Origin of the sequence: Streptomyces sp. NPDC004539 (assembly GCF_040610055.1) — a bacterium.
In the GTDB taxonomy this organism is placed as follows: domain Bacteria; phylum Actinomycetota; class Actinomycetes; order Streptomycetales; family Streptomycetaceae; genus Streptomyces.
The window spans coordinates 367,311-394,144 of record NZ_JBEXLS010000003.1 but is presented as its reverse complement, the minus strand read 5'-3'; the positions used below and the strand labels follow the sequence as shown (position 1 = coordinate 394,144).

Sequence of the window (26,834 nt, the reverse complement as noted above, 5' to 3'; positions counted from 1 at the left end):
GCGAGTCAGGGAGCGGTGTGAAGCCGCTTCCTTTCGGCCCGGCGGCGAAGGTCACTGACGACCTCACGCCAACGCCAGCTTCCGCCCCGGTTGCCGTTCTCGTGCCAGCCGGGCTCCCAGTCCGCGAGCTCGTCCAACTCCTTGAGCAAGGCTTCCGGTTCGACAGGAGCGAGGTAGGTGCGCTCGTCGTCGAGCTGGCCGACGATGTCGTGGAGTCGGTGGGCGGCGCGATAGTAGGAGAGTTGGGTGTCGGTCAGTCGGCGCGCGGAGTAGCCGCCGCACTTGCTGCACCAGTCCCAGTCGTCACGGGCCAGTAGGTCGCAGAGGCTGAGAAGGTCGTCGCTCTGCGCGAGACCTCTGTCCTGCGTGTGCCGGCAGAAGGGTGAATGTCCCTTGCCTTCGAACGCGGGATCCGCGTTCGTGGCGTAGATCTGCACTGGTCCCAGAACGCCCAATGGTAGGCCGCTACCGCCGCGCCAACGGTCGGTGCTGCGCGCCCGGAACGGCGTCAGGTCCAAGGGGCCGGGCGTGAGCAGGCCCTCCCAGACCGCTACCGACAGCGTTCCGGGGCGACCGGTATCGAGGCTCCGCAGGTCGGGAACGCCGCGCGCCATGGCGAGTAGACGCAGTTCATGCTCCTTCGCCCGCTCCCCCTGCGCCCACCGGACAGCTACCTGAGCCCCGACTGCAAGGCCCAGGTCAGCCCCCGAGCGGTCATCCTGCCCTGCACCGACGTGGCCCGGTCGAGGGCCCTCTTCGGCTTCCGGTGCGGGGCAGGCTTCCTTCATCCACGGATTGATCACGCTTTCAGGAAGGTCCGACGCACCGGCGACGATGACGCCGAGCCAGCCCTGCGCGACGCGCTTCTCGATGACCTTGAGGGGCAGGACCTCCGCTCCTCCGCTCGTCGAGAAGACGATGTAGAGCTGGTCGGCGTCGTACGAGAAATTACGCAGTGCCCGCAAATGTGCAAGGCTAACCGGCTGGCGATCGAAGACAGCCGTGTCGTCGAAGACCCCGGGGCGCACGGAGCCGGGTTGTACCTGGGGGACGACCTCCGCCGACGCGGCTTCTGCCCCACGGTCGCAGGTGAGGGCGTTCGAGGATGTGAGGAGTCTGTCGGCGACGAAGGCCGGGACCTTCAGCGTCAAGGCGCGTCGGCTCCAGTCGGCGGTCACGGTCCAGGTCACCACCACCCCGAGGGTCCACCGATCCAGGCCGTCCAGGACATCCCGCACATCCCTGCGCGAAGGCTCCTCCGTATCCTCCGGCAAGCGTGCCGTGACCCACACCGTCGGTGTCGAATCCGCCGCCGCGGCAGCCGCGCGGGCCTCGTCCTCCCACGACTGGATCAGGCGAGCGGCTCCTTCCAGAGCTTCCGCGCGCCCCTTCTTGTTGGACCTGACGCCCTCCACCAGGTCATAACGCTTCAACGCACGGGCGGGCGGTCCCTCCCAGCCGTCTTCGGCCGCATACTGCCACCTGCGCCATAGCGCACTCAGGCCAGTGGAGATCCGACTACGGTTGCCGAGCACCGCGAAGGCATGATCGTCGACAGGCAACGTGGGTGTGTCCATTGCTGCGGCTGCTGCGGCGACAACGAGACCGGCCGGATCCACGAAGAGGGCCGCCTGTACCCGCAGGGTCTCAAGGTAGCCCTCCTTCACCAACAGCTTCGGCCGCGCCCAGTCCGTCAGCCAAGGGAAGTGGGCGATGACGGCATGCGCTCGGTGAAGGCTCCCCGCGGCATGACGCCAGAGGGACAAGACCTGATCCTGAAGCTCGCCGGCCTCCCTACGGGCTTCCCACCACCCATCGTCATCCTCGTCCTCGTCCTCGTCCTCTCGCTGCAAGCGCAGGAGCTCGGCTGCGGCCCGCACCTCTTCCTGCGTCCAGTACACGTCCTCGTCCGGCTCCGCATAGGCCTGCAACTGGTGAAGCAGTCCCGCGCCGCAGAGCGCCCCCATGAAGATGCCCAGCCCGGACGTCTCCCGCGCCCTCGGCCCCCAGTCCGCGCAACCCGAGCAGAACCTGCCCATCACGTCCGCGCTCAACGGGACTTCGGTCGTCGTCACGTTGGCCGTGCGGAGCTGGCCGCATTCCCTCCGGACATGCAGTCTGGCGTTCTTGCCCTTCGCCGAGTAGACGGTGATCTTGGTGCCCTCGAACGGCCCGAGCGGTACGTCAGCTGTCAGCATGCGGTCGCGCACGAACTCCCCCTCCTCCTAGCTGTTCGGATGCTCGCCGACAACGGTATGCCGAGTCGTTCAACGGCTGCGGCCGTTGCTGGCCATCGAGCCGACAGCCCGTCCGGCAGACGCGGTGGAACGGCTGTGGCTCGTGGACACGTTTGTCTCGCCGAGTGCAGATGGCGACAAGGATCTGCCCGATTCGCAGCAGGCGGACGACATCATGACTACATCACGTCGCAGATGCTCCTGTGGCGCGTGTGTACCAAGTCAAGGTGTGCCACAGGCCCGCCCAGACGGGACTGGTCCCCAGAAACAATCAAAGGCCGCATCGAATTTCTCCGATACAGCCTCCGACCTGCGACTCCACAAGTCGGGACAACAGGATTTGAACCTGCGCCCCCTTGACCCCCAGGAGTGAGGGCCAGCGGGATTGTCGTGACATAACGGACTAATCATGGACGCAAATTGCGAGTGAACGCCCGTCACGTTCACCTCCGCGCATACCGTGTGGTCCCCAAGCAAGGCTCCCCGGCCCACGAACACACACTCACGTCCCCTCCGCCCCCCGAAGGTGAACTCTTCACTGTCATCACCCTCATCCAGAGCACCACCGCCAGCCTCCTCGGTGGCTGCTTCACCCTCGGCGTCGCCAAGTGCCTGCTGAACGGCTACACGGCACCCGCAACACCACTCACCTCTACACCCCGGACCTCAGCACCAGCCAACCCCTGCCCCTCCTCACCCTCAGCCAGGCGGGCGGCTTCACCACCCGCCTGGACAACACCCACCGCCCGCGAACGCGACATCCAGCAGGCTCCTGCCCGGATCGTGCACCGCCCCACGACCGCCGCCCTCGACGCGGACGCAAGGACCTCGGTAATCCTCATTCTCGCCGGCCGGCAGGCACTTTCTGCTTTCTCGATCACCAGTCGGACAGCCCGACGCGAGTGGCACGCGCGCCTCGCCTCTGCCGGAACATAGGGCTCCGGGCGTCCGAGTCACCAGCCTTGCTGCGGTTCGCCCAGCGAAAGTCCGCAGTCGCGGCGCCAGTTCTCGCCTTCGGTCGTCCAGGCGATGCGGTTGCCGAGGGAGATCCAGACGCCGAACTCGCCGGGCGACGGCACGGCGATCTGCTGCGTCCAGACACTGTTCAGGCAGAGTTGCACACCGCAGTCCTTGAACTCGGACAGGCCGCGCCAACCGCAGTCCCAGTCCACGTCCAGAGACAGCGGTCCGAGAACGGAAACCATGTCATCCAGCTCCTCCTCGCCACAGTCGGGGTCGAACTCGCTGGAGGGATCACCGAAGGGCGCTGTCGAGTCCAGAGTGAGAGTCAGCCTCTCGGGCAGCGGCCAGAGGTCGATCAGATCGGGGCGGAGTAGCGCATAGCCGGCGAACCAGGAATCCGGCTTTTCGCTGTCGAACGTGACGACAGTGCGGCGCCGCAGTTCGTCCAAGCGGGGTCCGACACCGGGTTCCGCCCGGTTCCCGTAGATGCGGGCGGGGGCGGTGTCGAAGGCTGAAAGGGCGTACGCGTACTGCTCGGCCGTGGTGACCGGCTTCATTCGAGCCGTGGGGCCCGAGGCCCAGTCGGCCAGCTCGCGCGCGATCTCCCGCGCCCGCGCCAGCGCACTCGGAGCGTCGGGGAAGGGTTCGAGGACGGGCCAGAGCGTGGAGGCCAAGAAGAGTTCCTTTCGAAGACCTTGCTCACCAGCCCGTCTGGGGTTCGCCCAGCGGAATTCCCAGGTTACGCAGCCATGCCTCGCCGGCGGGGGTCCAGGCCACGCGGGGGCCGAGGGAGATCCAGACGCCGAACTCGCCGGGGGACGGCTCGGTGTGCTGCGAGACCCAGACACTGTTCAGGCAGAGTTGCACGGCACAGTCCTTCGACTCGGGCAGGCCGCGCCAGGCGCAGTCCCATCTGGCGTTCAGTGTCAGCGGCCCGAGCGCGGCGACCATCCGGTCCAACTCCTCCTCGGTGCAGGTGTCCTCGGGCTCCCTGCCACCGGGGCTGCCGAAAGGCGGGGTCAAGTACAGGCCGAGGTCCACCCCCTCGGGCAGCGGCCAGAGATCGGCCAGGTCAGGGCTGATCCTCAGGTCCGCCGTGAACCAGGTTCTCGACGGGCCCTCGTCGAAGGTGATGACCCCGCGGCGTCTCAGTTCGTCCAGGAAAGGCATGACGCCGGGCTCCCAGTCGCCGGCCATGCGGGCGGTGTCGAAGGTCCGCAGGGCGTACGCGTACTGCTCGGCCGTGGTGACCTCCTCCAGGGTGGGCCAGGGGAGCGCGACCCAATCGGTCAGCTCACGCATGATCGCCCGTGCCCGGGTCAGCGCGCTCGACGCGTCGGAAAAGGGTTCGAGCACTCGGTAAAGCGTCGAGGACAAGGAATGCGCCTTTCGGGCAAGGGCAGGACGGTGGACGGAGATTCAGTAGGAGTACCCGTTCGGCGAATAGTAGGTGTGTCCCACGACATGGCCTTCGTCGGCGTTGACGCCGAGGTCGAAGTCTGCCAGTTTGCTGCCGCTTTTGCTGTAGACCCGTACGTGGTACCCGCTGACCTTGTCGAGCGGGCTTCCTCGGTTCACTCGTGCCCGCTGATAGGAACGGACCCATCCCTTGATCTCCCGAGCATCGGTCAGGTCAGGGACTTGAATGAAGATTTCATCGATGTCCTGGGACCCCTCCACGTCATCGCGAACACGCAACTGTTGCACGGCGCTGGAAAGCTGCTCGTTGAAGGTCTTCTGGTCAATCTTCCCAACAGTCTTGACCTCTCCGTAGCCGACCACGTTTCCTTGCTGGTCGAGATACTCAAGGTCAGGATTTTTATAGCCCTTCATGTTCTTGTACTCGTTCTCTTCGGACAGACCTTGAACCCGAGTACCCTCCGGCGCCCCGTCCAGCGCGCGGTAGGCATTGTCCAGAGTGAGCTGATCGGTCCTACCGCCCTTCAGGTGCTCGCGGACCAGCTTCTCCGCGTCCGCGTCCCGGCTCGAATCCTCCGAGGACGAGCCGTCGGACCCGCCTCCGTCCTCGCCCCCGCCGTCCCCGTTCTGCACGGCATACGCGATGTTCGGCGCGGCGACCGCCGACGCCACCGTCGCGCTGCCGGACACGGCCAGCATCGACCCCGCCGCGATCAACGCCTCCCCGGGACCGAGTGCCCCGATCCCCGTCGCCATGAGCGCCCCGCCCAGCCCGTCCGACGCGGCGCCGATCAGGAGTTCGCCGACGCCGAGCGCGGCCATGGGCCCGTTGGTCCGGTCGATGACCTGCTGGGCGGTGTCGGCGAAGCTGGAGACCGCGTTGGAGAGGGAGCTGAACCAGCTCTGCCCGGTGGGGTCGCTGCCGGTGACGGGGTTGTTGGCGGCGTAGTCGTAGCCGGTGAGCTGGGAGGGGTCGGTGGTCTCCAGCTGGGGGTCGCGGCTGATGAAGCGGCCGGTCTGGGCGTCGTACTCGCGCAGGCCGAGGTTGACGAGGCCGGTGCCGGTGTCGGTGGTGCCGCCGACGTATCCCTTGTCGCCGGACCAGGCCGAAGGAGCCGTACCCCGCGTGCCGCCGAAGGGGAGGTACTCGCGACGGGTGACCGCCTGGGTCTGGTAGTCGACGGAGAGGTAGTCGGTGCCTTGGCGGTCGGGGATGAGGTACTGGATGTTCCCGCTGCTGGAGCGCGTGGCGACGGTCGTGCCGGCGACGGAGTAGTAACGGGTGCCGGTGACGGCCTTGGTGGAGAGGTTCTCGACGAGTTCCTCGTCCCCGAGGTACAGCGTGGCCTGCGTCGGATCGGTGCGCAGGACGAGGCCGCCGTCGAGGCCGTACAGGTAGCTCGTCGTGCCGCTGGACGTCGTGTCGGTGTCGAGGCGGTTCTGGTGGTTCCAGGTGAGGGTCTGGTCGCCGAGGGCGCCGCCCTTGACGGTGGTGGTGTTGCCGGAGGCGTCGTAGGTGTAGGACGCGGTGTCCGCGGCGGGGCCGGTGGTGCTGCCGAGGGTGTGGGGCTGGTCGGTGGCGGAGCCGGCGGCCGGGTAGTGGTAGGTCGTGGTGGTGTCGGTGGTGCCGTGGTCGGTCTGGGTGTCGCGCTGGCCGTCGGCGGTGTAGGTCCAGGTCTGCCAGTAGGGGTCGGGCCCGCCGACGGTCGAACTGCTCGCGGCGGCGCAGTTGTCGGTGGCGGTCCAGGCCGCGGTGAGGCGGGCCGCCCAGTCGTAGCCGTAGCACTGGGTCCCGGACTGGCTGCCGGTGGTGGCGGTGAGGAGCCCGGCGCCCTTGGAGACGGACGTGTTGCCCCAGGTGTACGAGGTGTCGTCGACGACCGTGGAGCTGCTGGAGTCGGTGGTCTTGGCGTCGGTGGGCTGGCCGGTCTGGGCGTCGTACTTGAGGGTGAGGTCGACCCAGCTGGTGGTGGGGCCCATGGAGTACTGGAGGGGCTCGCCGTACTCGTCGTAGCCGATGGCGGAGACGTACGTCCAGGCCGTGGTGCCGGTGCTGGCGAGGCTGGTGGGCTGCCCGTACTGGTCGTACCCGTAGTCGACCGTCTCCGTCGGAAGCCCGCCGCCCGCCGGGGACTGGCTGCTGGCCGGGGTCCCGGTGGTCTTGTAGGTGTACGACTCGGTGTACCCGGCGCTGGGGGCCAGTGCCGCGAGGTTGCTCGGCAGGTTGGCCAGCGTGGTCTTCGAGGCGGCGACCTTGCCCAGGCTGGTGTAACCGAGCACGGTGTTGGTGACCGAAGCGCTTCCCGTACCCAGTTCGTACGAGGTGGAAGAGGTGGGGTACCCCTTCTTCAGCGTGTCGTACGTCCAGGCGGCCGTCTGGTTCGCGGCGGACGCGGTGGCGTTGCCGGTGGTGTCGTAGACGGCGGTGCGGCGGCCGTCCTTGTCGTACGTGTAGGTCGCCTGGTCGCCGCGCGCATCGGTGGTCGTCAGGAGCTGGCCGGCGTTGTCGTAGCTCGCGGAGGAGCCGCCCGCGTCGGGGTCGGTGGCGGTGACCTGGTCGCCGAGGAGGTTGTAGGTCCACGACCAGGAGTTGCCGGCGGGGTCGGTCTGGCCGGACTGGTGGCCGTCGGGGAAGTACGTGTAGTGGGTGTCGGAGTAGTCGGCGGCGCTGTCGTGGACGGGGTCGGCGGCGGCGCCCGCGTGGTACTGGTACAGGTCGGTCTTGCGGCCCCGGGCGTCGGTGAGCGTGGACTCGGCGACGCCGCCCTTCGGCGGGATCGTGGTGGTGAAGTTCCCGCCGAAGACGGTGGTGGTGTTCCAGGTCGCGGTGCCGAGGGCGTAGGCGGTGGCGACGGTCTTGCGGCCGGCGCCGTCGTAGGTGAAGCCGGTCTCCGACGGGATGTCGCCGTCCTGGGCCTGTACGAGGGTCGCCGAGGGGGCGCCGCTCGCGTAGTAGGGGGCGGTGGTCTTGGCGACCCAGCCGTTGGTGTCGTAGACGGTGTCGGTGACGTCCCGGCCGCCGTCCACGGTCGCGATCTGTGTCTCGCGGGGGCGCAGGAGCGCGTCCATGAGGAGTTCGCTGCTGCGGTAGGTGCCGTCGTCGTTCAGGGTCTGCGTGGTGACGGTGCTCGGCTTGCCGGCGGCGAGCACGTACGTGTACTTCGTCGTGGCGGCGGTGATGCCGGGGCGGAAGACGGCGGTGGTGCGGCCCAGGGCGTCGTACTGCGCCTTGGTGACGTATCCGGCGGCCGTGGTCTGCGTCAGCATCAGGCCGCGGGAGGCGTCGTAGGTCTGGCTGAGGGTCTGGCCGAGCGGGTCGGTGGAGACGACGGCCGTGGGGGCGGCGCCGGTGGTCGGGGTGTAGGCGGTCGTGGTGGTGCGCTGGTCGGCGTCGGTGCTGGTGAGGGGGCGGCCGTAGACGTCCGCGGTGAGGGCCGACATGGTCGAGTAGACCGGGGTGGCGCCGGTGTACGACGTGGCCTGCTGGGTGGACGTCGGGTCGCCGACGGTCGGGGTGGCGCCGAGGGTGGTGGAGCCGTCGTACAGGACCCGTTTGTCGCTGACGGCGTCGGCCGGGAGGGACGGGGTCGCGGAGCACTTGACCGAGACCGTCCTCGTCTCGTCGACGAGGTCGTAGATCCACGCGGAGGCGCTGTCCGCGTAGCTCGCCGTGGTGCACAGGTCGTCGCCCGTGGTGGAGACGTCGCCCTTGTCGTCGGTCTGGGTGACGCGGCCGTGCGCGTCGTGGGTGTAGTCGGTCTCGGTCTCGCGGGTGGAGCCGGAGGCGAGGGGGGTGTAGACCTCGACCGAGCTCTGGCCGGTGAGGTACGCCTTCTGCGCGGGCAGGCCGCCGGACAGGGCGTGGGTGGCGGTGGCGGCGCTGCTCCAGGGCGCGGTGATCGTGTCGTTGACGACCTTTCCGCTGTTCAGGCCGTTGTAGAGGATCGCCTCGTACGTCAGGCCCGCGTACTGGGGTGAGTCCGTCACCGCGGGGTCGCCGCGCGAGTCGGTGACGGACGCCGAGCGGGTGCCGCTGGAGAGGGTGTCGCCGTCCATGCCGCGGAAGTACGTGTAGTCGGTCTCGGTGACCGGGTCGGGCGCGGTGCCGGTGGTGGCCTTCATGCCGCCGTAGCCGCGCCACTGGTCCCAGGTGCGCTGGGCGGCGGGGGTCAGCGGGTTGTCGTCGTGGTGCCAGGCGGGGGTGCCGACGGGGGTGTAGCGGGTGACGATCGTGTCGTTGACGCCGCCGCCGGTGGGGTCCTGCTGGGTGACGGTCGTGACGACGTATTTGTTGAACCAGTCGAGCATCGGGGCGGTCTGGCCGGTGGGGGTCCAGTAACCGGGGTAGCACAGGCTGGTGTTGTGGCTCGCGTCGCCCGGGGTGCCGCTGCCGCAGGCCGGGGCCGAGTAGCCGACGCTGATGACGGCGCCGGACTCGGTGGTGATCGTGTTGAGGCGGTAGCGGGTGATGGGCGGGTAGCCGTCGGTCAGGTCCACCCGGTTCGACAACGGCGTGCCGGAGAAGGTGACTTGGGGCATGGAGAGGGACGCCGTGGAGCCCCCGGCAGAGGTGTCCTGCCCCGTGCGGGTGACGGAGTCGAGCCACAGGGAGGGTGTGGTCGCGTCTCCGGTGGCGGGGAAGGAGTAGGTGAACGCCCATGCGTCGACGTTCGTCTCGGTGGTGCCGACGAGCGCCTGTGTCTGGATGCCCGTCAGTTCGTTCTCGCTCCAGAACGTGGGCGAGTTGGCGGAGCAGGTCGCGCCGCTGGCGCAGTTGAGGTCGAACGGTACGTCGGGCCACTTCGACGCGGTGGAGCTGGTGAGCGTGGAGGTGGCGCAGCCGGTGGCGGCGGTGTTGCAGCGGCCGTTGTAGGTGAAGGTGACCTGAGCGGCGGGGCTGGTGGAGTACACCGAGCCGTCGCGCTGGCCGTACTGGATCTTCGCGAGGGCCGCGTCGCGGGTGTACGGGGTGTCGGCGGTCTTGCCGAGGTCGCGGGCGTAGTGCGCGGTGGTCTGCGTGTAGAAGTAGGACATCACGTCGCCGTGGGTGTCCTTGACGTAGTCCAGCATCCAGCGGTAGCCCTGCTGGCACCAGGAGTTGGCCCAGGTGGCGTTGTAGCAGGGCTGGCCGGAGGCGGTGGCGTAGACGGGTTCCGTCAGCACCGAGTTCGTGGCCGTGTTTCCCGAGGCCCAGCCGGGGAGCTGGTTCAGGCCGAAGGTGTACTGGGTGCCGTTCGGGGTGGTGACCCGGAAGTACTCGCCGCTCTGGGCGCCGTTGGTGGCGCCGGTCAGCCGCTCGACGCGCTCGTCGGCGTCGCCCTGGGCGCGGTAGGCTCCGGTGGTGTCGTCCTTGACGAGGGTCGTGGTCGTGCCGTTGAGGGAGAGGGTGAGCTGGTTGTCGGAGGACCAGCAGTTGTCCCAGGTCTTCGTGGAACCGGCCGGGTTGTCGTGGCAGGAGGCGTACGAGCGCTCGACGTAGTTGCTCGGCAGGGAGAAGCCGTCGCCGACCACCGACGCCTGGTTGTTCGTGGACGAGGTGAGGCCGTCCACGCTCTGCGAGTCGTAGCCGAGCGCCAGGTTGGGGGCGAGCCCTCCGGGTACGGCGGGGCCGCTGATCGGGTAGGACCAGGTGAACGCGTCGGTGCTGCCGCCGGCCTGCCAGGAGCCGGACGCCTTCAGGGAGGTGGCCGTGAAGTCGCCGCCGCCTCCGGTGGGCGCGGCGGTCGCGGCCATGACGACGTCGCTCTGCGCGAGGGCGAGGGGGGCCGAAACCGTCTGCGCCCCGGCGTCGTTGGTGGAGGCCACGGGGGTCTGGGTACGGCAGGCCGCGCGGGTCGGCGTGGTGAGGGCGCAGGCGGGGAGCTGGACGAGGTGGAGGCGGGCGCCCCAGTCGGCGCCGTACGCGGCGGTGAAGTCGTGGTAGTCGAGGGCGACTTGGGACTTGGTCCTGGGGAGTCCGGTGAGCTGGAGGAGGACGCCGTCGACTCCGGCCGCCTGGGCGGTGCGCTGCGGGAGGAGGCGTGCGGTGGTGTGCGCGAAGGCGGGAGCGCTGCCGGGGGTGGCGGCTCGACCGGCCGGGGAAGTGGCGCCGGGGGAAGAGGAGTTGGCCGAGGAGGTGTGGGCGCCGGACGCGGGGGTGAGCCACACGGGCAGGCCGCCCGCTCTGAGCCGGGTGCCGGACGCCGTCTCCGTACGGCCCTTGGCCGTCGGTTCACGGAACCCCGCCGCCCCGCTGGGCCATGTCACCTTCGGCGACGGCGAGTTCGCGAGATGCCGTACGGGGCCGTAGTGCGAGCGTACGGCCGTCACGGGAACCGGCTTCACCTGGGCGTACCCCGGCTGCGAGCGGCTGTGGGCCGGCTGGGCGGCACCCGTCACGCCGACGATCACGGAGATCACCGCGGTCAGGGCGGTCAGCCCGCGTCTCAGACGGCCGTCGGGTCTCGGGCCGCCCTGTGCACCTGTCGTCCTGGGCAAGGACTTGCTCCTTCGCACGCCGATGTCGATCTTCACGACGCATCGGACCGTACGTGCCCGACGATTTGCCGCGCATCGGGCAACCGGAAGCTCTTCCCCGATTCTTGACATGACCACATACGTCTCTCACCTGCCCGGCTGATCTTTGCGGGGTTCCGAACGGTCACTCACGTCCGTCCCGAAGGCCCTCAACAGACGGGAATCCGATGCACCCACCTCGTGCACGTGCGCGAATCCACAGACCGAGCGCGGCAGTTGCCGTCGCCGCGATCCTGGCGGTCGGCGCGGCCGGCCTCGCCACCACCCCCGCCGCAGCGGCGCCCCCACGCCCGGCCACGGGCCTCCAGGTCACCGGCAAGAGCGCCCCCGTCACCAAGTCGACCGACAACAGCGCCAGTTCACCGGTCCTGCCGGACGGCTACGGCCCCACCTCGGCCGACGCCACCGCCATGCAGGCAGCCGCGGCACAGGCGCACGCCACCGGAGAACCGGTCACCGTCTCCGCCCTCACCACCCCCACCCTCCAGGTCGAGGCGCGGCCGGGCGGCGGCTTCCGCACGGTCTCGAACCCGTTGCCGGTGCGAACCCGGCAGTCCGGCCGCTGGGTCCCGGTGGACCTGACGCTCACGCGCCGCCCCGACGGCACCTGGGCTCCGAAGGCCACGGCGTACGGCACGGTCTCCTTCTCCGGCGGCGGCAAGGCGCCCCTCGCGGTCACCCGCTCCGGCAACACGTCGCTCACCCTGACCTGGCCGACTCCCCTGCCCGCCCCGCGCGTCGAGGGTGACACCGCGACCTACCCCGCCGTACTCCCCGGCGTCGACCTCCAGGTCACGGCCACCGTGTCCGGTGGCCCCAGCGAGACCCTCGTCGTCCACGACGCCACCGCCGCCCGCAACCCCGCGCTGGCCGCCCTGCGCCTGGGCGCTCAGGTGCACGGAGGACACCTGGCCCCCACAGCCGGCGGCGGACTCACCGTCACGGACACGCGCGGCACAGCGGTGGCCGACTCCCCGACCCCGCTCCAGTGGGACTCCAACCGCGCCCTGCACACCAGGGCGAAGGTCGCCGCCGACCCCTCCGACGCCGGACACCCGGGCCTCGCCGCCCGCGTCGCCGACGTCCGCACCCGGCTCGGACACGGCGCGCTGACCCTCGTACCGGACAGGGCGATGCTCACCCGCGCCTCGACCGTGTTCCCGGTGTACGTCGACCCGTCGGTCAACTGGCACCCCGTCGACTACGCGAACCCGGCGTTCGACGAGGTGAAACAGGGCTGCCCGGGGACGTCCTTCTACAACAAGACGGGTTCGCTGGCCGACAACGGCTATCTCGGCGTCGGCTACAACGGCTGGCCGGAGGGTTCCTGCAACACGGGTGACGAGCACGCCGTCTACCAGTGGACCTTGTCCAAGACGATCTTCGGCGCGACGATCAACAGCGCTGAAGTGGACGCGACGGACATCTACTCGGCGTCCTGCTCGACGACGGCGACCGTCAACCTGCACTGGTCCCGGGGCATCGGCTCGGGCACGGACTGGAGCAACAGGCCGAAGTACAACAGTTATTCGACGTCGAAGAGCTTCGGCCCGGCGTACAACCCGTCGCTGTGCCCGAACAACGGCAGCTCGACCAACGGCTTCGACGTGCTGACGCCGATCAAGAAGGCGGCGAGCGGCCACTCGACGAGCTTCACCGCCACGTTGAGCGAGGACTCGATGGAGTCCGACCGCAACGACCTCGGGTTCAAGCGGTTCTCGCACAACCCGACGCTCCAGATCTTCTTCGACAACCCGCCGAGCGCCCCCACCGCCGCGACCATGGCCGCCGTCTCCGGCGCCGCCGACGCGGCCTGCGACACCTCCTCGCCGTACCCGTACATGGGCAAGACGATCGCCTCCACGCCGCCGGTGCTGCGCGCCAAGGTGAAGGACCCGAACGGGGACAAGCTCCAGGCGACGTTCCAGTACTGGGTGGACGGCACGACCACGAAGGCGACGGTCAAGAGCGGCGACAACCTCGCGAGCAACACGTACGCCACGGCCTCACTCCCGGCGTCGTTCGTCTCCTCGCTGACAGCCGGCAAGACGGTCGACTGGGACGTGTCGGTGACCGACGGCATGGCGTCCACGACGTACAGCCAGTCCCCCACCTGCCACTTCACCGCCGAGCCGAACGCCCCCGACGAGCCGACGCTCGCCTCGGAGAGCAACCTGTACCCGAACACGGACGTCACCGACGCGGCCGTCGGCGCGGCGGCCGGCACCTCGGGGAAGTTCGACATCACCGGCTCCGGCACGACCGCGACGAAGTTCGTGTACCACCTCGACGTACCGCCCCCGACGAGCGGGGCGCCCGCGAGCGAGACAGTGACCGCGAGCGGCAACAAAGCGACCGTGACCGTGGCCCCGCCCTCACCGGGCCCGCACACCCTGTACGTGTACGCGGTGGACGGCGCCGGTGACGTGTCCGGCACCTCCGCCTACCCGTTCCTGGCCGCCGGGCACCCGAACACCACGTGCGCGAGCCTCGCCGCCTGCTTCGACAACGTCGGCATCAGCGCCGACAGCAACATGACCGCCGCCAACCTCGACGGCAACGGCCACAGCTTCTCGGCGACCGACTGGGCGAACGCCGGCTGGACGAGCGGCGGGAAGGTGACCGTCGACGGCGCGACCCTGACGCTCCCCGCCTTCGGTTCGGGCCAGAAGGACAACCTCCTCGCCGCCAACCAGACCGTCGGCTACTCCGGTCAGGGCAACGCGCTCGTCTTCCTGACGACCTCGACGTACACCAACCTCAGCTCCCCCGGCGCGATCGCGGGCGACACGACGTCGCCGTACGTGCCGGCCGGTACCCGGGTCAGCGCCGCGTACTGCTTCTCCGGTGACGACGCCGACTCGTTCTGCCCGGCGAGCGGGCAGATCACCTACACGGACGGCACCAGCGCGACCTACATGCTGACCGTGCCCGACTGGTCCAACAGCGACAGCTCCATCGCGGCGGCCGTGTTCCCGCACGCCAACGGCTCGACGCAGAGCACGGCGAACCGGCAGCTGTACGCGTTCTCCGTGCCGGTCGACCCGGCGCGGACGATCGCCTCGGTGACCCTGCCCGACCTGACCGGCGGGGCCGGGCCGAGCGAGCCGACGCTGCACGTCTTCGCGCTGGGCACCCGCAACACCACGGCGGGCACGGCCGAGGCGAACGGCACCTACGCCGCCTCACCGTCCGGTCAGTCCTGGACGGGTGCCTGGTCCGGCGCCACCGAGGGCAGCTTCGGGCTGCCGGGCGGCGGCACCTACTCGAACCAGACGATCCGGGTGGCGCTGAAGCCGTCGGTGTCCGGGTCCGCGGTCCGCGTCAAGCTCGACAACGCGCTCGGCACGAACAAGCTGTCCATCGGCCACGCGACGATCGCCGTCAGCTCCACCCCGAACGCGATCGGCGCGGTCCCGTCGGGCACCCCGACGACCCTCAAGTTCGGCGGCGCCCAGGCGGTGACCGTCCCCGTCGGCGGCATGGTCTACAGCGACCCCCTGCCGTTCACCGTCGCCGCGAACCAGTACCTGCTGGTCTCCTACCAACTCTCCAACGCCGTCCCCTACTTGGTGCAGCACACCTACGCGGGCGGCTCCTACGAGTACATCACCGCGAGCGGCACGGGCGACCTGACGACCGGCACCAGCGCGACACCGTTCACGACGAACGCCGCCGCGTACGGCAACTTCACCGACCTGGTGACCGGGCTGGACGTGCAGTCCGCGAACATCCCCACCGAGGCGGTCCTCGGAGACCATCTGGTCGACCCGTTCCAGCCGAACACGACCCTGCCCAACTCCAACGGCTACCGGGTGGCCGACGGCCTGACCGCCGCCGAACCTACGACGGCCGCCCCCTACGGCGTGCTCGCCGAAGGCATCGAGGCCAACCAGCTCATGACCGACAACCCCCAGACGTACAACGGCAATTCTGTCGGCGGCCCCTCGGTCCTCTCCCGGCTCGACCGCGACATCCTCGACCAGCCCGGCCTGTCCACCGTCGTCGTCGACGCCGGTCTCGAAGACCTCCTGGCCGGGTCCACCAGCGACGACCTCGACGCCGACGGGTACACCGAACTCGTCCAGCAACTCCAGGGCCGGGGCGTCAACGTCGTCCTCACCTCCCTGACCCCCTGCGAGGGCTTCGCCGGGGACGGCGCCACCCCGAACGACCCGTGCACGTCCGCCACCGACGACAACCGCACGGACGTCAACGCGTTCCTCGGCGGCATGAACCTGGGCAACCCCTGGGCCACGCCCGCCCTCTACTTCGCGGACTTCGACGCGGCCGTGGCCGTGCCGGACACGACGACCGGCGAGGAGAAACTCACGGCGACCGCCGACAGCGGCGACCACGTCAACCTCTCCGACCCGGCCTTCGGGGCGCTCACCACGGCCCTCCTCTCCCCCGTCGACACCTGGAACCTCGACGACGGCGACGGCATGCCGGTCGCCACCGACACCGCCGCGACGGACACGCTCAACACCCTCAACGCGGCGGGCGCGAACCCGAACCTCGGCAACAACCCGCTCACCCTGACCGGCGGCACGACCTGGGCCACCGACGCGACCCGGGGTACCGTCCTGTCGCTCGACGGCAGCAGCGGCTACGCCGCGAGTGGCGGCCAAGTCCTCGACACCACAGCCAGCTACTCGGTCTCCGCCTGGGTCAAGCCCTCCTCACTGCCCAGCAGCAACGCGACCGTCGCCGGACAGGACGGCGCCCAGAACAGCCCCTTCTACCTCCAGTACAACTACGCCCAGAAGAGCAGCCCGGGCTGGGACCTCGCCTTCACCGACGCCGACACGAACAGCCCCTCCTTCACCAACGCCTACGCCTCCGGGGCCACCGCGAACGTCTGGACCCACCTGGTCGGCGTCTACAACGCCGCCACCAGAACGGCCCAGCTCTACGTCAACGGCACCCTCGCCGGGACTGCGGCCAACGTGAAGTCGTGGAGCGCCACGGGCGCGTTCTCCATCGGGCGCTCGAAGTACAACGGGGCCGACAACGACTTCTTCCCCGGCTCCGTCAGCAATGTCCAGGCATGGAACTACGCACTGACCGCCAACCAGGTCACCGCTCTCTACCAGCAGATCCAGTGACAACCAGAGGAACCAGGAAACCGATGTCCCTCATCACCGGCTCGGGCCGCCACGCAAAACCGCGGCCCGCACGGCTACGCACCGCGATGGCATCCTCTGCCCTCGCCGCCACCGCCGCAGGCGGCGTCCTCGCCGCAGCACCGGCGCAGGCAGCCACGACGGCGTACACGGTGAAAGCCGGCGACACCCTTTCCGGCATCGCGCAGGCCGAGCACGTGGCCGGCGGCTGGCAGGCGCTCGCCCGGACCAATCAGCTGGTCAGCCCGTACATCATCCACCCGGGCGAGCGACTGGCCCTCCCCTCCTCCTCGGCGGCGTCGCCCTTCCCCGTGCCGGTCACGGTGGGCAAGGCGACCCAGGTCATCACCGTCCAGTCCCACGGCTCCTACGCCACCGTCATCGCGTGGCAGAAAAGCGGAACCACCTGGCACAACGTCTACGCCACAGCCAAGGCCAGGGTCGGGGCGAACGGGGTGGCCGACGGTGCCACCCGCAAACAGGGCACCGATACGACGCCGACCGGCACATACACCATCACGCAGGGCTTCGGCGTCGGTACCGACCCCGGGACGAAGATGCCCTATCACCACGTGGCCACGGACGACTGGTGGGTCGAGGACCCCTCCTCGTCCTACTACAACCAGGCGCGCACCTCGGAGCAGGGCGGCTTCCCGCTCACCGAAGCCGGCGTCCACGGCAGCGAACACCTCATCAACTACCCCACCCAGTACAACAACGCCCTCGTCATCAACTTCAACACCAACCCCGCCGTCGCCGGCCGTGGCGCCGGCATCTTCCTCCATGACCTCGGCCCACAGGCCGGTCCCACGGCAGGATGCGTCGCCCTGCCGGCCTCGGTGATGACGGAGATCATCCGCTGGATCGACCCGGCCCAGCACCCGGTAGTCGCCATTCGCTAGCGCCCGCGCGGCGATGCATGACAGCTGGGGGCCGCAGGTCGAGCACCGGCCCGCGGCCCCTGGCAGAACTCGGAGCCGACCCCATCTCCAAGCAACACCCGCCGACCCCGGGAGGCACACAGAGCCTTTCCCTCTTCCGACAGACCGATCCACCCAACAGCCCGTCAGGCACCCGCCACCCGCCACCCGCCACCCGCCAGGACCAACGAACACAACACCGCCGAGGCACCACTCCACAGCCCCCGACACGCCCCGTTCCTTCTTACTCTTCTGGTTGCGATCCTCGGTCGTCCCGGAGGGCGACCGCCACGGTGACAACTTCTTCGATACCCCAGGTCCTCGGGGCGTTACGGTCCTCGAGCGCCGCGGAGGGCTACCGCTGCGCCGGGTCTGACCTGCACCTTCTATAGCATCCGGTGTCGCGGTCCGGGCTTCTCGGTCTAGGACGGCCATGCCGGTCGGTCGGTGGGGTGTTGTTCAGTCGATGAGGCGGGTGAGGGTCACTCCGGTGGGGATGTTGTCGTGGTCGATGGTGATGCGGTCGGTGTAGTCGTCCCAGGAGCGGGCTTCGTTGTGGCCGAGAGGTTTGATGCGGATGAGGTCGAAGAGTTTGTGGGCGGGGGCTCGGCCGTAGGAGTCGTCGTGGGTGAAGACGTAGAGGCCGTGGATGGCCATTTCGCCGTGGGTGGAGGCGCGGTCGTGGTCGAACATCATGGTCATGGCGTGCCAGTAGGCGGCGAGGTCGTCGGAGGTGACGCCGGCTTTGGTGCCGAGAGGTGCGGAGTAGAAGCCGTGGCCGCGGTAGAGGCCGTAGGGCACGTAGTGCTTGTTGCCCGTCTCGGTGACTTTGCAGATGGCCGTTCACTCCCCTCGCCCCCTCGCTTGCAGGGATTCCCCCTGAAGCGAATGCCGCGCCGGTGCGGTTCAGTCGCCCGCTGTGTCCACCAGCCGCACACTGTCCCGCGATCTCCAGAGCAGGCACCTGCACTCGTACTCAACCCGGTGCCCTGACTCCGGCTTCCGCAAGTCTCCCCGCACAAACGGAATCAGAGACCAGCCGCGCCCTGTGGACCACCCCGCACAGAAACGTCTGCCCTCCTGCTCTCCCCCAACCGCTCCGCGCCTCCCGTACCCGATGCCCTTCCGGCCACATCCAACATCACTCTCCTGAACGGAACTTGGCACACCACCGAGCAACTCGCGCTCCTCCTCAACATCGCCCCCTCGACCCTGCGCCGCTGGCGCACCGCCCGCCCTCCCCAAGGCCCGCCCTTCGTCCGGCTCTCCGAACGCGTCGTCATGTACAGCGACCACGACGTCGAAACCTGGCTCCACCAGCACCGCACCACCCCCGGCGTGACCGCCTGATGGGGCACACCACCCCCATCCCCATCGGCGTCCAGCTCTCCCCCACCGTCGAGTTCCGCCCCGACCGCCCCACCCCCCCTACCGCGCCCGCGCCCGCGTCCGCCGACGCCGCCCTCACCGCCCACCTCACCCCCACCACACAGCCCCCGAGACCCGCGAATCCCCCCTCACTTGACCCCCTGGTCCCCAACAGGTCCCCAAAAACAAAACAAAGGCCGCGTCGGATTTCTCCGACACGGCCTCCGACCTGTGACTTCCACAGTCGGGACGACAGGATTTGAACCTGCGACCCCTTGACCCCCAGTCAAGTGCGCTACCAAGCTGCGCCACGTCCCGTCGCGGACCGCAAGCGTGCGGTCGCGCGAACAGAACTGTACCCCACCGGGAGCAGGGGGACGGAGGCGGGAGAATCGGGGTATGGCGGGAGCGGAGCGGGACAGGGACGGGGAGGGGCGGGCGCGGAGCGCGCGGCCGAGGGACGGGCTGGGGCGGCCCCTGGAGTACGGCGCGCGAGGGGTGCCCCGGCAGCCGGAGGGGATCGTGCGGGGCCCGGCGGAGACCGTCGCGGAGGCTCAGTCGCTGCTGGACGCCGGCCGGCCGTTCCACGCGCACGAGGTGTTCGAGGACGCCTGGAAGACGGGCCCCGAGAAGGAACGCCCCCTGTGGCGAGGGCTCGCCCAGCTCGCCGTCGGGCTGACGCACGCGGCCCGGGGGAACCCGACGGGCGGCGTACGGCTGCTGCGGCGCGGCGCGGACGTCGTCGCGGGGTGGACGGGACCGTCGTACGGAATGGATCTCGCCGGGTTGGTGCGCTGGGCCCGGGACCTCGCGGACGAGGTCGAGCGCAACGGCCGCCCCGTGGACCCGACGGCACGAGCACCCCGGCTGACCCCGCCCTGACCGCTCCCCCACCCGCCTCGACGCCACACGGACCAGCCGCACCCCGGCCGCCCCGCCCTGGCCGGCCCCACCCCGCCCGACTCGACGCCGCGCGGACCAGGCGCACCCCGGTCGGCCCCACCCCGATCACCCAAGCCCCCATCCCCCACCGCACCGTCCCCGCTGTCAGTGCCGTACGGCAGACTCGGAGGTGTGCGAGAGATTCATGTCATCGGTATCGGCGCGGGCGACCCGGAGCACCTGACGTTGCAGGCGGTCAGGGCCATGCGGGGGACGGACGTGTTCTTCGTCCTGGACAAGGGCGAGGTGAAGAGCGACCTCACGGACCTGCGGCGGGAGATGCTGAGCGAGCATGTCGCGCAGGGCACGTACCGCGTCGTCGAGGCCCGCGACCCCGAGCGCGACCGTACGGCCGGCTCCGCCGCCTACTCCCCCGCCGTGGGCGACTGGCGCACGGCCCGCGCGGACATCTACGAGCGTCTGATCGCCGACGAGCTGACGGAGACCCAGACGGGCGCCTTCCTCGTCTGGGGCGACCCGGCGCTCTACGACAGCACGATCGCGATCCTCGACGAGGTCCTCGCCCGGGGCACGGTCGCCTTCTCGTACGACGTCGTCCCGGGCGTCAGCAGCGTCTCGGCCCTCGTCGCCCGGCACCGGACGGGGCTCAACCGGGTCGCGCGCCCCGTCCAGATCACCACCGGCCGGCGCCTCGCGGAGGGGTTCCCGGAGGGGGTGGACGACGTGGTGGTGATGCTCGACGCGCACCAGGCGTTCCGGGAGTACGCCCGGGAGGACGTCGACATCTACTGGGGCGCGTACATCGGCACCCCGGACGAGATCCTCGTGTCCGGCCCGATCGCCGAGGCGGGCCCCCGGATCGAGGAGCTGCGCGCCGAGGCCCGCGAGCGCAAGGGCTGGATCATGGACACGTACCTGCTGCGCCGCAGACCGCGCACGAGCTGACCGCCACGCGGCGAAGCACACACGCCCCCCAGTCGGCCCTCCCCGCGTGCGTCCCCCACCCTCCGGCGCGAAGGTGGCCCCGTGACCGTCACCCAGGACTCCCCGCCCGCGGCGCAGCCCCCGGTCCTCGACCCCCGCCGCCGCAACGTCGTCTTCGTGACGATCGTCCTCGGCATGCTGCTGGCGGCCCTGGACCAGACGATCGTGGGCACGGCGCTCCCGACGATCGTCTCGGACCTGGGCGGCGCCTCCCACATGTCGTGGGTGGTGACGTCGTACCTCCTCGCGGAGACCGTGGCGACGGTCCTGGTCGGCAAGTTCGGTGACCTCTTCGGCCGCAAGGTCGTCTTCCAGGTCTCGGCGATCGTGTTCATCACGGGCTCGTTCCTGTGCGGCCTGGCGACGAACATGCCGCTGCTGATCGCCTGGCGGGCGGTGCAGGGCATCGGCGCGGGCGGCCTGATGGTGACGGCGATGGCGCTGATCGCGGACGTCATCCCGCTGCGGGAGCGCGGCAAGTACCAGGGCGCGATCGGCGCGGTGTTCGGCGTGGCGACGGTGATCGGCCCCCTGCTGGGCGGCCTGTTCACGGACCACCTGTCGTGGCGGTGGGCGTTCTACGTGAACGTCCCGATCGCGATCGCGGTCGTCGTCGCGGCGGCCCGCACGATCCCGGTGGTCAAGTCGGTGTCGCGCCCGGTCATCGACTACCTCGGCATCGCGTGGGTCGCGCTCGGCGCGAGCGCCCTGATCCTGGCGACGAGTTGGGGCGGCAACGAGTACGCGTGGGGTTCCGGTGTGATCGTCGGCCTGTTCGTGGGCGGCGTGCTCGCGCTCGGCCTGTTCTGCTGGACGGAGACGCGGGCGGCGGAGCCGATGCTGCCGATGCGGCTGTTCAGGAACCCGGTGTTCACGGTGTGCTCGGTGCTGAGCTTCATCGTCGGGTTCGCGATGCTCGGCGCGATGACGTACCTGCCGAGCTATCTCCAGTACGTGGACGGCGATTCGGCGACGGTCTCCGGGGTGCGGACGCTGCCGATGGTGATCGGCCTGCTGATCGCGTCGATCGTGAGCGGCAACGTCGTCAGCCAGACCGGGAAGTACCGGGTGTTCCCGATCGCCGGGTCGCTCGTCATGGGGCTCGGCCTGTATCTGATGTCCCTGATGGGGCCGTCGACGGGCGCGTGGCTGGAGTCGCTGTACATGTTCGTCCTCGGCGCCGGGATCGGCCTGTGCATGCAGGTCCTGACGATCGCCGTGCAGAACACGGTCGAGTACGCCGACCTCGGGACCGCGACCTCGGGTGTCACCTTCTTCCGTACGCTGGGGAGTTCCTTCGGTACGGCCGTCTTCGGGACGATCTACACGAACGCGCTGACGCCGAACCTGCGGGACGGTGTCGCCGAGGCGGCGACGGGGGCGGGGGACGCGGCGGCGCTGGCGAAGGCGGCGACGAGCCCGGCGGGCGTCCACGCGCTGCCAGCGAAGACCGCCGCCCCGATTATCGGGGCCTATGCGGACACCATCCAGACGGTGTTCCTGTGGACGGTCCCGGTCGCGGCGCTCGGTTTCCTGGTCGCCCTCCTCCTCAAGCAGGTCCCCCTGCGCGACAGCGCCCGCGCCGGCTCCACCGACCTGGGCGAGGGCTTCGCCTCCCCGAGCGGCACGGACTCGCGGCGGGTCCTGGAGACCTCGGTCGCGAAGATCATCGGCAGTACGGACCTCACGACCACGCGCCGGATCGTCGAGGAGTCCGACACCCGGCTGGACACGGCCGGCGCCTGGGCGGTGATGCAGGTCGAGCTCTTCACCCGACTCGTCGGCCACGCGAGCCTCGGCCTCATCGCGGCCCGCCGCCATCTCCCGCCCGAGGTCCTCCTCCCGGTCTTCGACCGCATGGTCGACGAGGGCTACCTCACCCACGACGGCTCCCTCCTCTCCCACACCCCGGCCGGCACCCGCGAGGCCCACCTCATCACCGAGGCATGGGGCACCTGGCTCAGATCCCGTGTCGAACAGGACCTCGGCCACACCCCCACCGGCGACCTCCACGCGGCCGTCGACTCCATCGCGAAGCAGCTCCTGGTGGAGGACCTGAGCAGCACACCCGGCCGGCGAAAAGAGCTGGTGCCGTCGGGCTGAGGCCACCGATACTCCCCACCATGGCCCCGATCCGCTTCTTCGACACCCGCGAGGAACTGCACCACTACGCGAGTTCGGCTCTCGTGCGCTGCCCGCGCTGCGACCGCCTCGCCCACCGCGAACACCGGCCCGGGACCGCCGACCGGGCCGCGCAGTGGCGGGTGATCTGCCGGTCCTGCGGGCTCGCACGGGTGCGGGGACAGGTCAAGCGGTGCACGGACGTCGAGCCCCTGTGGCTCACCGCCGACACCCGCCACGGCACCGTCTGGGCCTACAACCTCGAACACCTCACCCGGCTCCGCGACTTCGTGGCCGCCGACCTCCGCGAACACGCCCCCTGGTACGAGCACGAGCACCGCCGTATGACGTACGTCGCCCGCCTCCCCGCCTGGCTCAAGTCCGCCGGGAACCGCACCGAGATCCTCCGTACGATCGACCGCCTGCGCGCCTCGGTCGTCACCCCCTGAGCCACTCGACCGCGTCTCCACGAGACCCCCGCCACAGCGCCCACCCCCGTCCGATTGTTAGCCTGGACCGCCCTTTTCCCCAGGTGAGGAACGCGACGACGGATGACGGAGAGCCCGCGGCACCCCCTGTTCCCCGACGCGTCCCTGGAGATGACCGGCAAGGACACCCCGGCCCTGGAGAGCGCGGCCCTGGCTCCCGGCACCCGGGTCAACATCACGCACCTCGCGACCGAGGACCTGTCGGCCAGAGTGGAGGCAGCGAGCGCCCTGCGCCGGCTGGGCCTCACCCCCGTACCCCACCTCTCGGCCCGCCGACTGCGCTCCCGCTCGGAGCTGGCCGAGACGCTCGCCGCGCTGCGTGACGTGCGCGCCGCGGAGGACGTCTTCGTCGTCTCCGGCGATCCGGCCACCCCGCACGGCCCGTACGACGACGCCCTCGCCGTCATCCGCTCGGGCCTGCTGGAGGAGTACGGCGTCCGGCACGTCGGGATCGCGGGCTATCCGGAGGGCCACCCGGCGATCGACGGCCCGGTGCTGTGGTCGGCGCTGGAGGCGAAGGCGGCGGCGCTGCGGGAGCAGGGGATGGCCGGCGGCGTCATCACCCAGTTCGGCTTCGCCGTGGACCCGGTGCTGGAGTGGCTCACGGAGACCCGGCGCCGGGGCGTCCACCTGCCGGTGCGCATCGGCGTCCCCGGCCCGGCCGGCGTGCGCCGCCTCCTGTCGTACGCCCGCCGCTTCGGCGTCACGACCAGCACGGGCATCGCCCGCAAGTACGGCTTCTCCCTGACCCACCTGATGGGTACGGCGGGCCCGGACCGTTTCCTGCGAGAGCTCGCGGCGGGGCTCTCACCGGAGGCACACGGCGAGGTCGGCCTGCACTTCTACACGTTCGGCGGCCTGGCGGCGACGTCCTCGTGGCTCACCGCCTCCGGGCTCACCGCAGCAGGAGCTGCAAGCCTCCCACCACAGTCGCCGCGATCACCAGCCGCTCGAACAACCGCTGGTTGATCCGGTCCACGGCCCACCGCCCGATGAGCGCCCCCGGCACCACGAACAGCACCAGCGCCGCGTCCAGCAGCAACGAGTTCCCGTCGATCAGCCCGAGCCCGGCGCTGAAGGGCACCTTCGTCACGTTGACGATGAGGAAGAAGAACGCGGACGTCCCGAGGAACCCCAGCTTCCGGAACCCGGCGGACAGCAGGTACATCGACATGACCGGCCCCCCGGCGTTCGCGACCATCGTCGTGAAACCCCCGAGCACCCCGTACGACCGCGCCTTCAGCCGCCCCGCGCGGGTGACGACCGCGTCGGGGTCGTCCGGCGTCTCCGCCTGGCGTCTGCGCCACACCGTGACCCCCGCCATGAGCAGCAGGATCGCCCCGATCGAGGTGCGGACGACGCCGTCGTCGGCCCACAGCAGGAACACCGTCCCGACGATCACCCCCGCCGCGACGGCCGGGAAGAGCCGCCACAGGGTGGGCCAGTGGGCGTGCCGGCGGTAGGTGAGGACGGCCAGGACGTCACCGAAGATCAGGATCGGCAGCAGCACGCCGGTGGAGGCGCGGGCCGGGAGGACCGCCGCGAAGACGGCGAGGCTGACGGTGTTGGCGCCGCTCACGGCCGTCTTCGAGAAGCCGACGAGGAGGGCGGCGAGGGCCAGGGCGGCGAACTCCCAGCCGGTGATGTGCCACAGAGTCATCGTGTTCATTGCGTTGACCGATGCTATGCCCACGCAACTGGGGTAGGTAAAGACCGTCTCGCCGCCTGAGAACGCTACGACCTCCGGAGGGAACGTGGCCGACGTCCGCCACCTGCACGGCACCCACGGCCGCCTCGCGGTCCACCACTGGCCGCACCCGGCCCCCCGCCTCCTCGCGCTGCTGGTCCACGGCTACGGCGAGCACCTCGGCCGGTACGGGGAACTCGCCGGGGTGCTGCGCGCGCGGGGCGCGGAGGTCGTGGGTCCGGACCACGCCGGGCACGGGCTCTCGGACGGCGAGCGGGTCCTCGTCGAGGACTTCGAGGACGTCGTCACGGACGTCGAGTCGGTCGTGGACCTGGCGCGGGCGCGGCGGCCGGGGCTGCCGCTGGTCGTCGTCGGCCATTCGATGGGCGGTCTGATCGCGGCCCGTCTCGCCCAGCGCCGGACCGCCGACCTCGCCGCGCTGGTCCTGTCGGGCCCGGTGATCGGCGACTGGGCGCTGCCGGGCAGGCTCCTGGCGTACGACGAGATCCCGGACGTCCCCGTCGGCCCGGCCGCGCTCTCCCGGGACCCGGCGGTGGGGGCGGCGTACGCGGCCGATCCGCTGGTGTGGCACGGGGCGATGAAGCGGCCGACGCTGGAGGCGTTCGCCCGCACGCTGGGAACGGTCGCCCGGGCCGGGGACGTGGGGCGGCTGCCGGTGCTGTGGCTGCACGGCGAGGAGGACCGGCTCGTGCCGCTCGCGGGGAGCCGGCCGGGGGTGGAGGCGCTCAGCGGCGGGGTGCTGACGTCGCGGGTCTATCCGGGGGCGCGGCACGAGGTGTTCGCGGAGACGAACCGGGCGGAGGTCTTCGGGGACCTCACCCGGTTCCTGGACGGTGCCGCAGCTCGGTGAGGGCGGCCGACACGAGCGTCCGCACGCCCGGCACGAGCACGGACAGGTCGGGCGCGAACAACGGGCTGTGGTTCCCGGGGACGTTCGCGAGCCGCTCCGTCAGCTCCTCGCCCTCGGCGGCCTCCCAGACGTCCGGCGGGGTCGTCGTGACGTACCAGTAGTCGTACGGCACCCCTTCGGGCGCGAGCAGGGAGAAGTCCTCGCTGCCCATGACCGGGCCGAAGTCGAACACGGTGTGCGCGCCGAAGAGCCGCCGGTGCGTCTCGGCCACCCGGTGGTCGGTCCCGGGGTCGTTGACGGTGACGGGGTAGCCGCCGGAGAGTCCGATGTCCGGCGGCCTCGGGCAGCCGGCGGCCTGGCACTCGCCGGTGACGGTCCGCCTGATCGCGTCGAGGAGCTTCTCGCGGGTGTTCCCGTTCCGGGTGCGGACGTTGAGGGAGAGCCTCGCCTCGGCGGGGATGATGTTGTGACCGGTCCCGGCGTGGAAGGCGCCCACGGTCAGGACGGCGGCCTCGCTCGCGGCGATCTCTCGGGAGACGACGCTCTGGAGGCGGGTGACGATGTAGGCGGCGGTGACGACGGGGTCGACGGTCGACTCAGGGCGGGAGCCGTGGCCCCCGACGCCGTGCACGACGACGTCGATGTCGTCCGAGGCGGCCATGGTCAGGCCGGGGGTGTGCGGGTAGAACCCGGCGAGTCCGGGGGCGGCGTGCTGGCCGAGGACGACGTCCGGGCGCGGGAAGCGTTCGTGGAGGCCGTCCGCGACCATCGCCGCGGCCCCTCCCCCGCCCTCCTCGGCGGGCTGCCCCACCACGACGACCGTCCCCGCCCAGGCGTCCCGCCCGGCGGCGAGCGCCTCGGCGGCGCCCATGAGCCAGGTGACGTGCAGGTCGTGCCCACAGGCGTGCATGACGCCGTCGGCCGTGGACGCGTACGACAGCCCCGTCGCCTCCCGTACCGGCAGCGCGTCCATATCGGCACGCAGCCAGACGACGGGCCCGGCACCGGCACCGGCCCGCAGCACCCCCACGACCCCGGTCCCCCCGACCCCCTCCGTCACCTCGTACCCGGCTCCCCTCAGCCCGGCGGCGAGCTTCCCCGCCGTGCGGTGTTCCTGGAAGGCGAGTTCGGGGTGGCGGTGCAGGTCCCGGTAGAACTCCGCGAGCCGGGCGGGGTCGGTCGCGGAGGTGAGGTCGAGGGCCAGGCCGGCGGGGGTGGCGCGGTCGGGGGT

At 70.4% G+C, this 26,834-nt stretch carries 15 protein-coding genes, 1 tRNA gene and 1 pseudogene; 9 read left to right on the top strand and 8 right to left on the bottom strand.

Going from position 1 to position 26,834, the window contains the following annotated elements; all coding sequences use genetic code 11:
• Nucleotides 1-5: 5 nt before the first annotated feature.
• The gene (locus ABZX85_RS08265; protein ID WP_355863700.1) at nt 6-2,210 is read right to left on the bottom strand and encodes a hypothetical protein; all 2,205 of its coding nucleotides are present in this window, start codon (nt 2,208-2,210) and stop codon (nt 6-8) included.
• A gap of 13 nt (nt 2,211-2,223) precedes the next feature.
• Here ABZX85_RS08265 and ABZX85_RS08260 point away from each other — a divergent pair.
• Nucleotides 2,224-2,346 (top strand): annotated as a pseudogene (locus ABZX85_RS08260) (IS5/IS1182 family transposase); the annotation flags it as partial.
• An 844-nt stretch (nt 2,347-3,190) separates the two neighbouring features.
• Here ABZX85_RS08260 and ABZX85_RS08255 read toward each other — a convergent pair.
• From ABZX85_RS08255 to ABZX85_RS08245, 3 genes are all read right to left on the bottom strand, one after another.
• Nucleotides 3,191-3,874 (bottom strand): hypothetical protein, encoded by a 684-nt coding sequence (locus ABZX85_RS08255; RefSeq protein ID WP_355863698.1) that lies wholly within the window; start codon nt 3,872-3,874, stop codon nt 3,191-3,193.
• A gap of 25 nt (nt 3,875-3,899) precedes the next feature.
• Nucleotides 3,900-4,556: a hypothetical protein gene (locus ABZX85_RS08250; RefSeq protein ID WP_355863696.1), complete on the bottom strand. Its 657-nt coding sequence runs from the start codon at nt 4,554-4,556 to the stop codon at nt 3,900-3,902.
• Between the two features lie 63 nt (nt 4,557-4,619).
• Nucleotides 4,620-11,096, bottom strand: coding sequence for an RHS repeat-associated core domain-containing protein (locus ABZX85_RS08245; RefSeq protein ID WP_355863694.1), 6,477 nt, complete (start codon nt 11,094-11,096; stop codon nt 4,620-4,622).
• 206 nt (nt 11,097-11,302) lie between these two features.
• Between ABZX85_RS08245 and ABZX85_RS08240 the strand changes: the two genes are divergently transcribed.
• Together ABZX85_RS08240 and ABZX85_RS08235 are read left to right on the top strand one after the other, a co-directional pair.
• Nucleotides 11,303-16,243 (top strand): LamG-like jellyroll fold domain-containing protein, encoded by a 4,941-nt coding sequence (locus ABZX85_RS08240; RefSeq protein ID WP_355863692.1) that lies wholly within the window; start codon nt 11,303-11,305, stop codon nt 16,241-16,243.
• 86 nt (nt 16,244-16,329) lie between these two features.
• Nucleotides 16,330-17,163 (top strand): L,D-transpeptidase family protein, encoded by an 834-nt coding sequence (locus ABZX85_RS08235; protein WP_355863690.1) that lies wholly within the window; start codon nt 16,330-16,332, stop codon nt 17,161-17,163.
• A 477-nt stretch (nt 17,164-17,640) separates the two neighbouring features.
• Here ABZX85_RS08235 and ABZX85_RS08230 read toward each other — a convergent pair whose 3' ends face one another.
• Together ABZX85_RS08230 and ABZX85_RS08225 are read right to left on the bottom strand one after the other, a co-directional pair.
• Complete coding sequence (locus ABZX85_RS08230) at nt 17,641-18,018, bottom strand: type I CRISPR-associated protein Cas7 (protein WP_355864169.1); 378 nt, start codon at nt 18,016-18,018, stop codon at nt 17,641-17,643.
• A 775-nt stretch (nt 18,019-18,793) separates the two neighbouring features.
• A tRNA-Pro gene (locus ABZX85_RS08225) sits at nt 18,794-18,867 on the bottom strand.
• An 81-nt stretch (nt 18,868-18,948) separates the two neighbouring features.
• Between ABZX85_RS08225 and ABZX85_RS08220 the strand changes: the two genes are divergently transcribed.
• The 5 genes from ABZX85_RS08220 to ABZX85_RS08200 all read left to right on the top strand — a co-directional run bounded on the left by ABZX85_RS08220 (nt 18,949) and on the right by ABZX85_RS08200 (nt 24,014).
• Nucleotides 18,949-19,431, top strand: coding sequence for a DUF309 domain-containing protein (locus tag ABZX85_RS08220; protein WP_355863688.1), 483 nt, complete (start codon nt 18,949-18,951; stop codon nt 19,429-19,431).
• A 192-nt stretch (nt 19,432-19,623) separates the two neighbouring features.
• Complete coding sequence (gene cobF / locus ABZX85_RS08215; RefSeq protein ID WP_355863686.1) at nt 19,624-20,397, top strand: precorrin-6A synthase (deacetylating); 774 nt, start codon at nt 19,624-19,626, stop codon at nt 20,395-20,397.
• 81 nt (nt 20,398-20,478) lie between these two features.
• Nucleotides 20,479-22,539 carry an MDR family MFS transporter gene (locus ABZX85_RS08210; RefSeq protein WP_355863684.1) on the top strand — a complete coding sequence of 687 codons (2,061 nt, stop codon included), beginning with the start codon at nt 20,479-20,481 and terminating at the stop codon, nt 22,537-22,539.
• Nucleotides 22,540-22,559: 20 nt separating this feature from the next.
• Complete coding sequence (locus ABZX85_RS08205; RefSeq protein ID WP_355863682.1) at nt 22,560-23,006, top strand: hypothetical protein; 447 nt, start codon at nt 22,560-22,562, stop codon at nt 23,004-23,006.
• Nucleotides 23,007-23,108: 102 nt separating this feature from the next.
• Nucleotides 23,109-24,014, top strand: coding sequence for a methylenetetrahydrofolate reductase (locus tag ABZX85_RS08200; protein WP_355863680.1), 906 nt, complete (start codon nt 23,109-23,111; stop codon nt 24,012-24,014).
• Here the strand turns inward: ABZX85_RS08200 and ABZX85_RS08195 are convergent.
• Complete coding sequence (locus tag ABZX85_RS08195; protein WP_355863678.1) at nt 23,941-24,714, bottom strand: sulfite exporter TauE/SafE family protein; 774 nt, start codon at nt 24,712-24,714, stop codon at nt 23,941-23,943. The two genes, ABZX85_RS08200 and ABZX85_RS08195, sit on opposite strands and share 74 nt — an antisense overlap.
• An 85-nt stretch (nt 24,715-24,799) precedes the next feature.
• Between ABZX85_RS08195 and ABZX85_RS08190 the strand changes: the two genes are divergently transcribed.
• Nucleotides 24,800-25,603, top strand: a complete 804-nt coding sequence (locus ABZX85_RS08190) for a lysophospholipase (protein ID WP_355863677.1) — start codon at nt 24,800-24,802, stop codon at nt 25,601-25,603.
• Here ABZX85_RS08190 and ABZX85_RS08185 read toward each other — a convergent pair.
• Nucleotides 25,569-26,807 carry an amidohydrolase gene (locus tag ABZX85_RS08185; RefSeq protein WP_355864167.1) on the bottom strand — a complete coding sequence of 413 codons (1,239 nt, stop codon included), beginning with the start codon at nt 26,805-26,807 and terminating at the stop codon, nt 25,569-25,571. The two genes, ABZX85_RS08190 and ABZX85_RS08185, sit on opposite strands and share 35 nt — an antisense overlap.
• Nucleotides 26,808-26,834 lie beyond the last annotated feature (27 nt).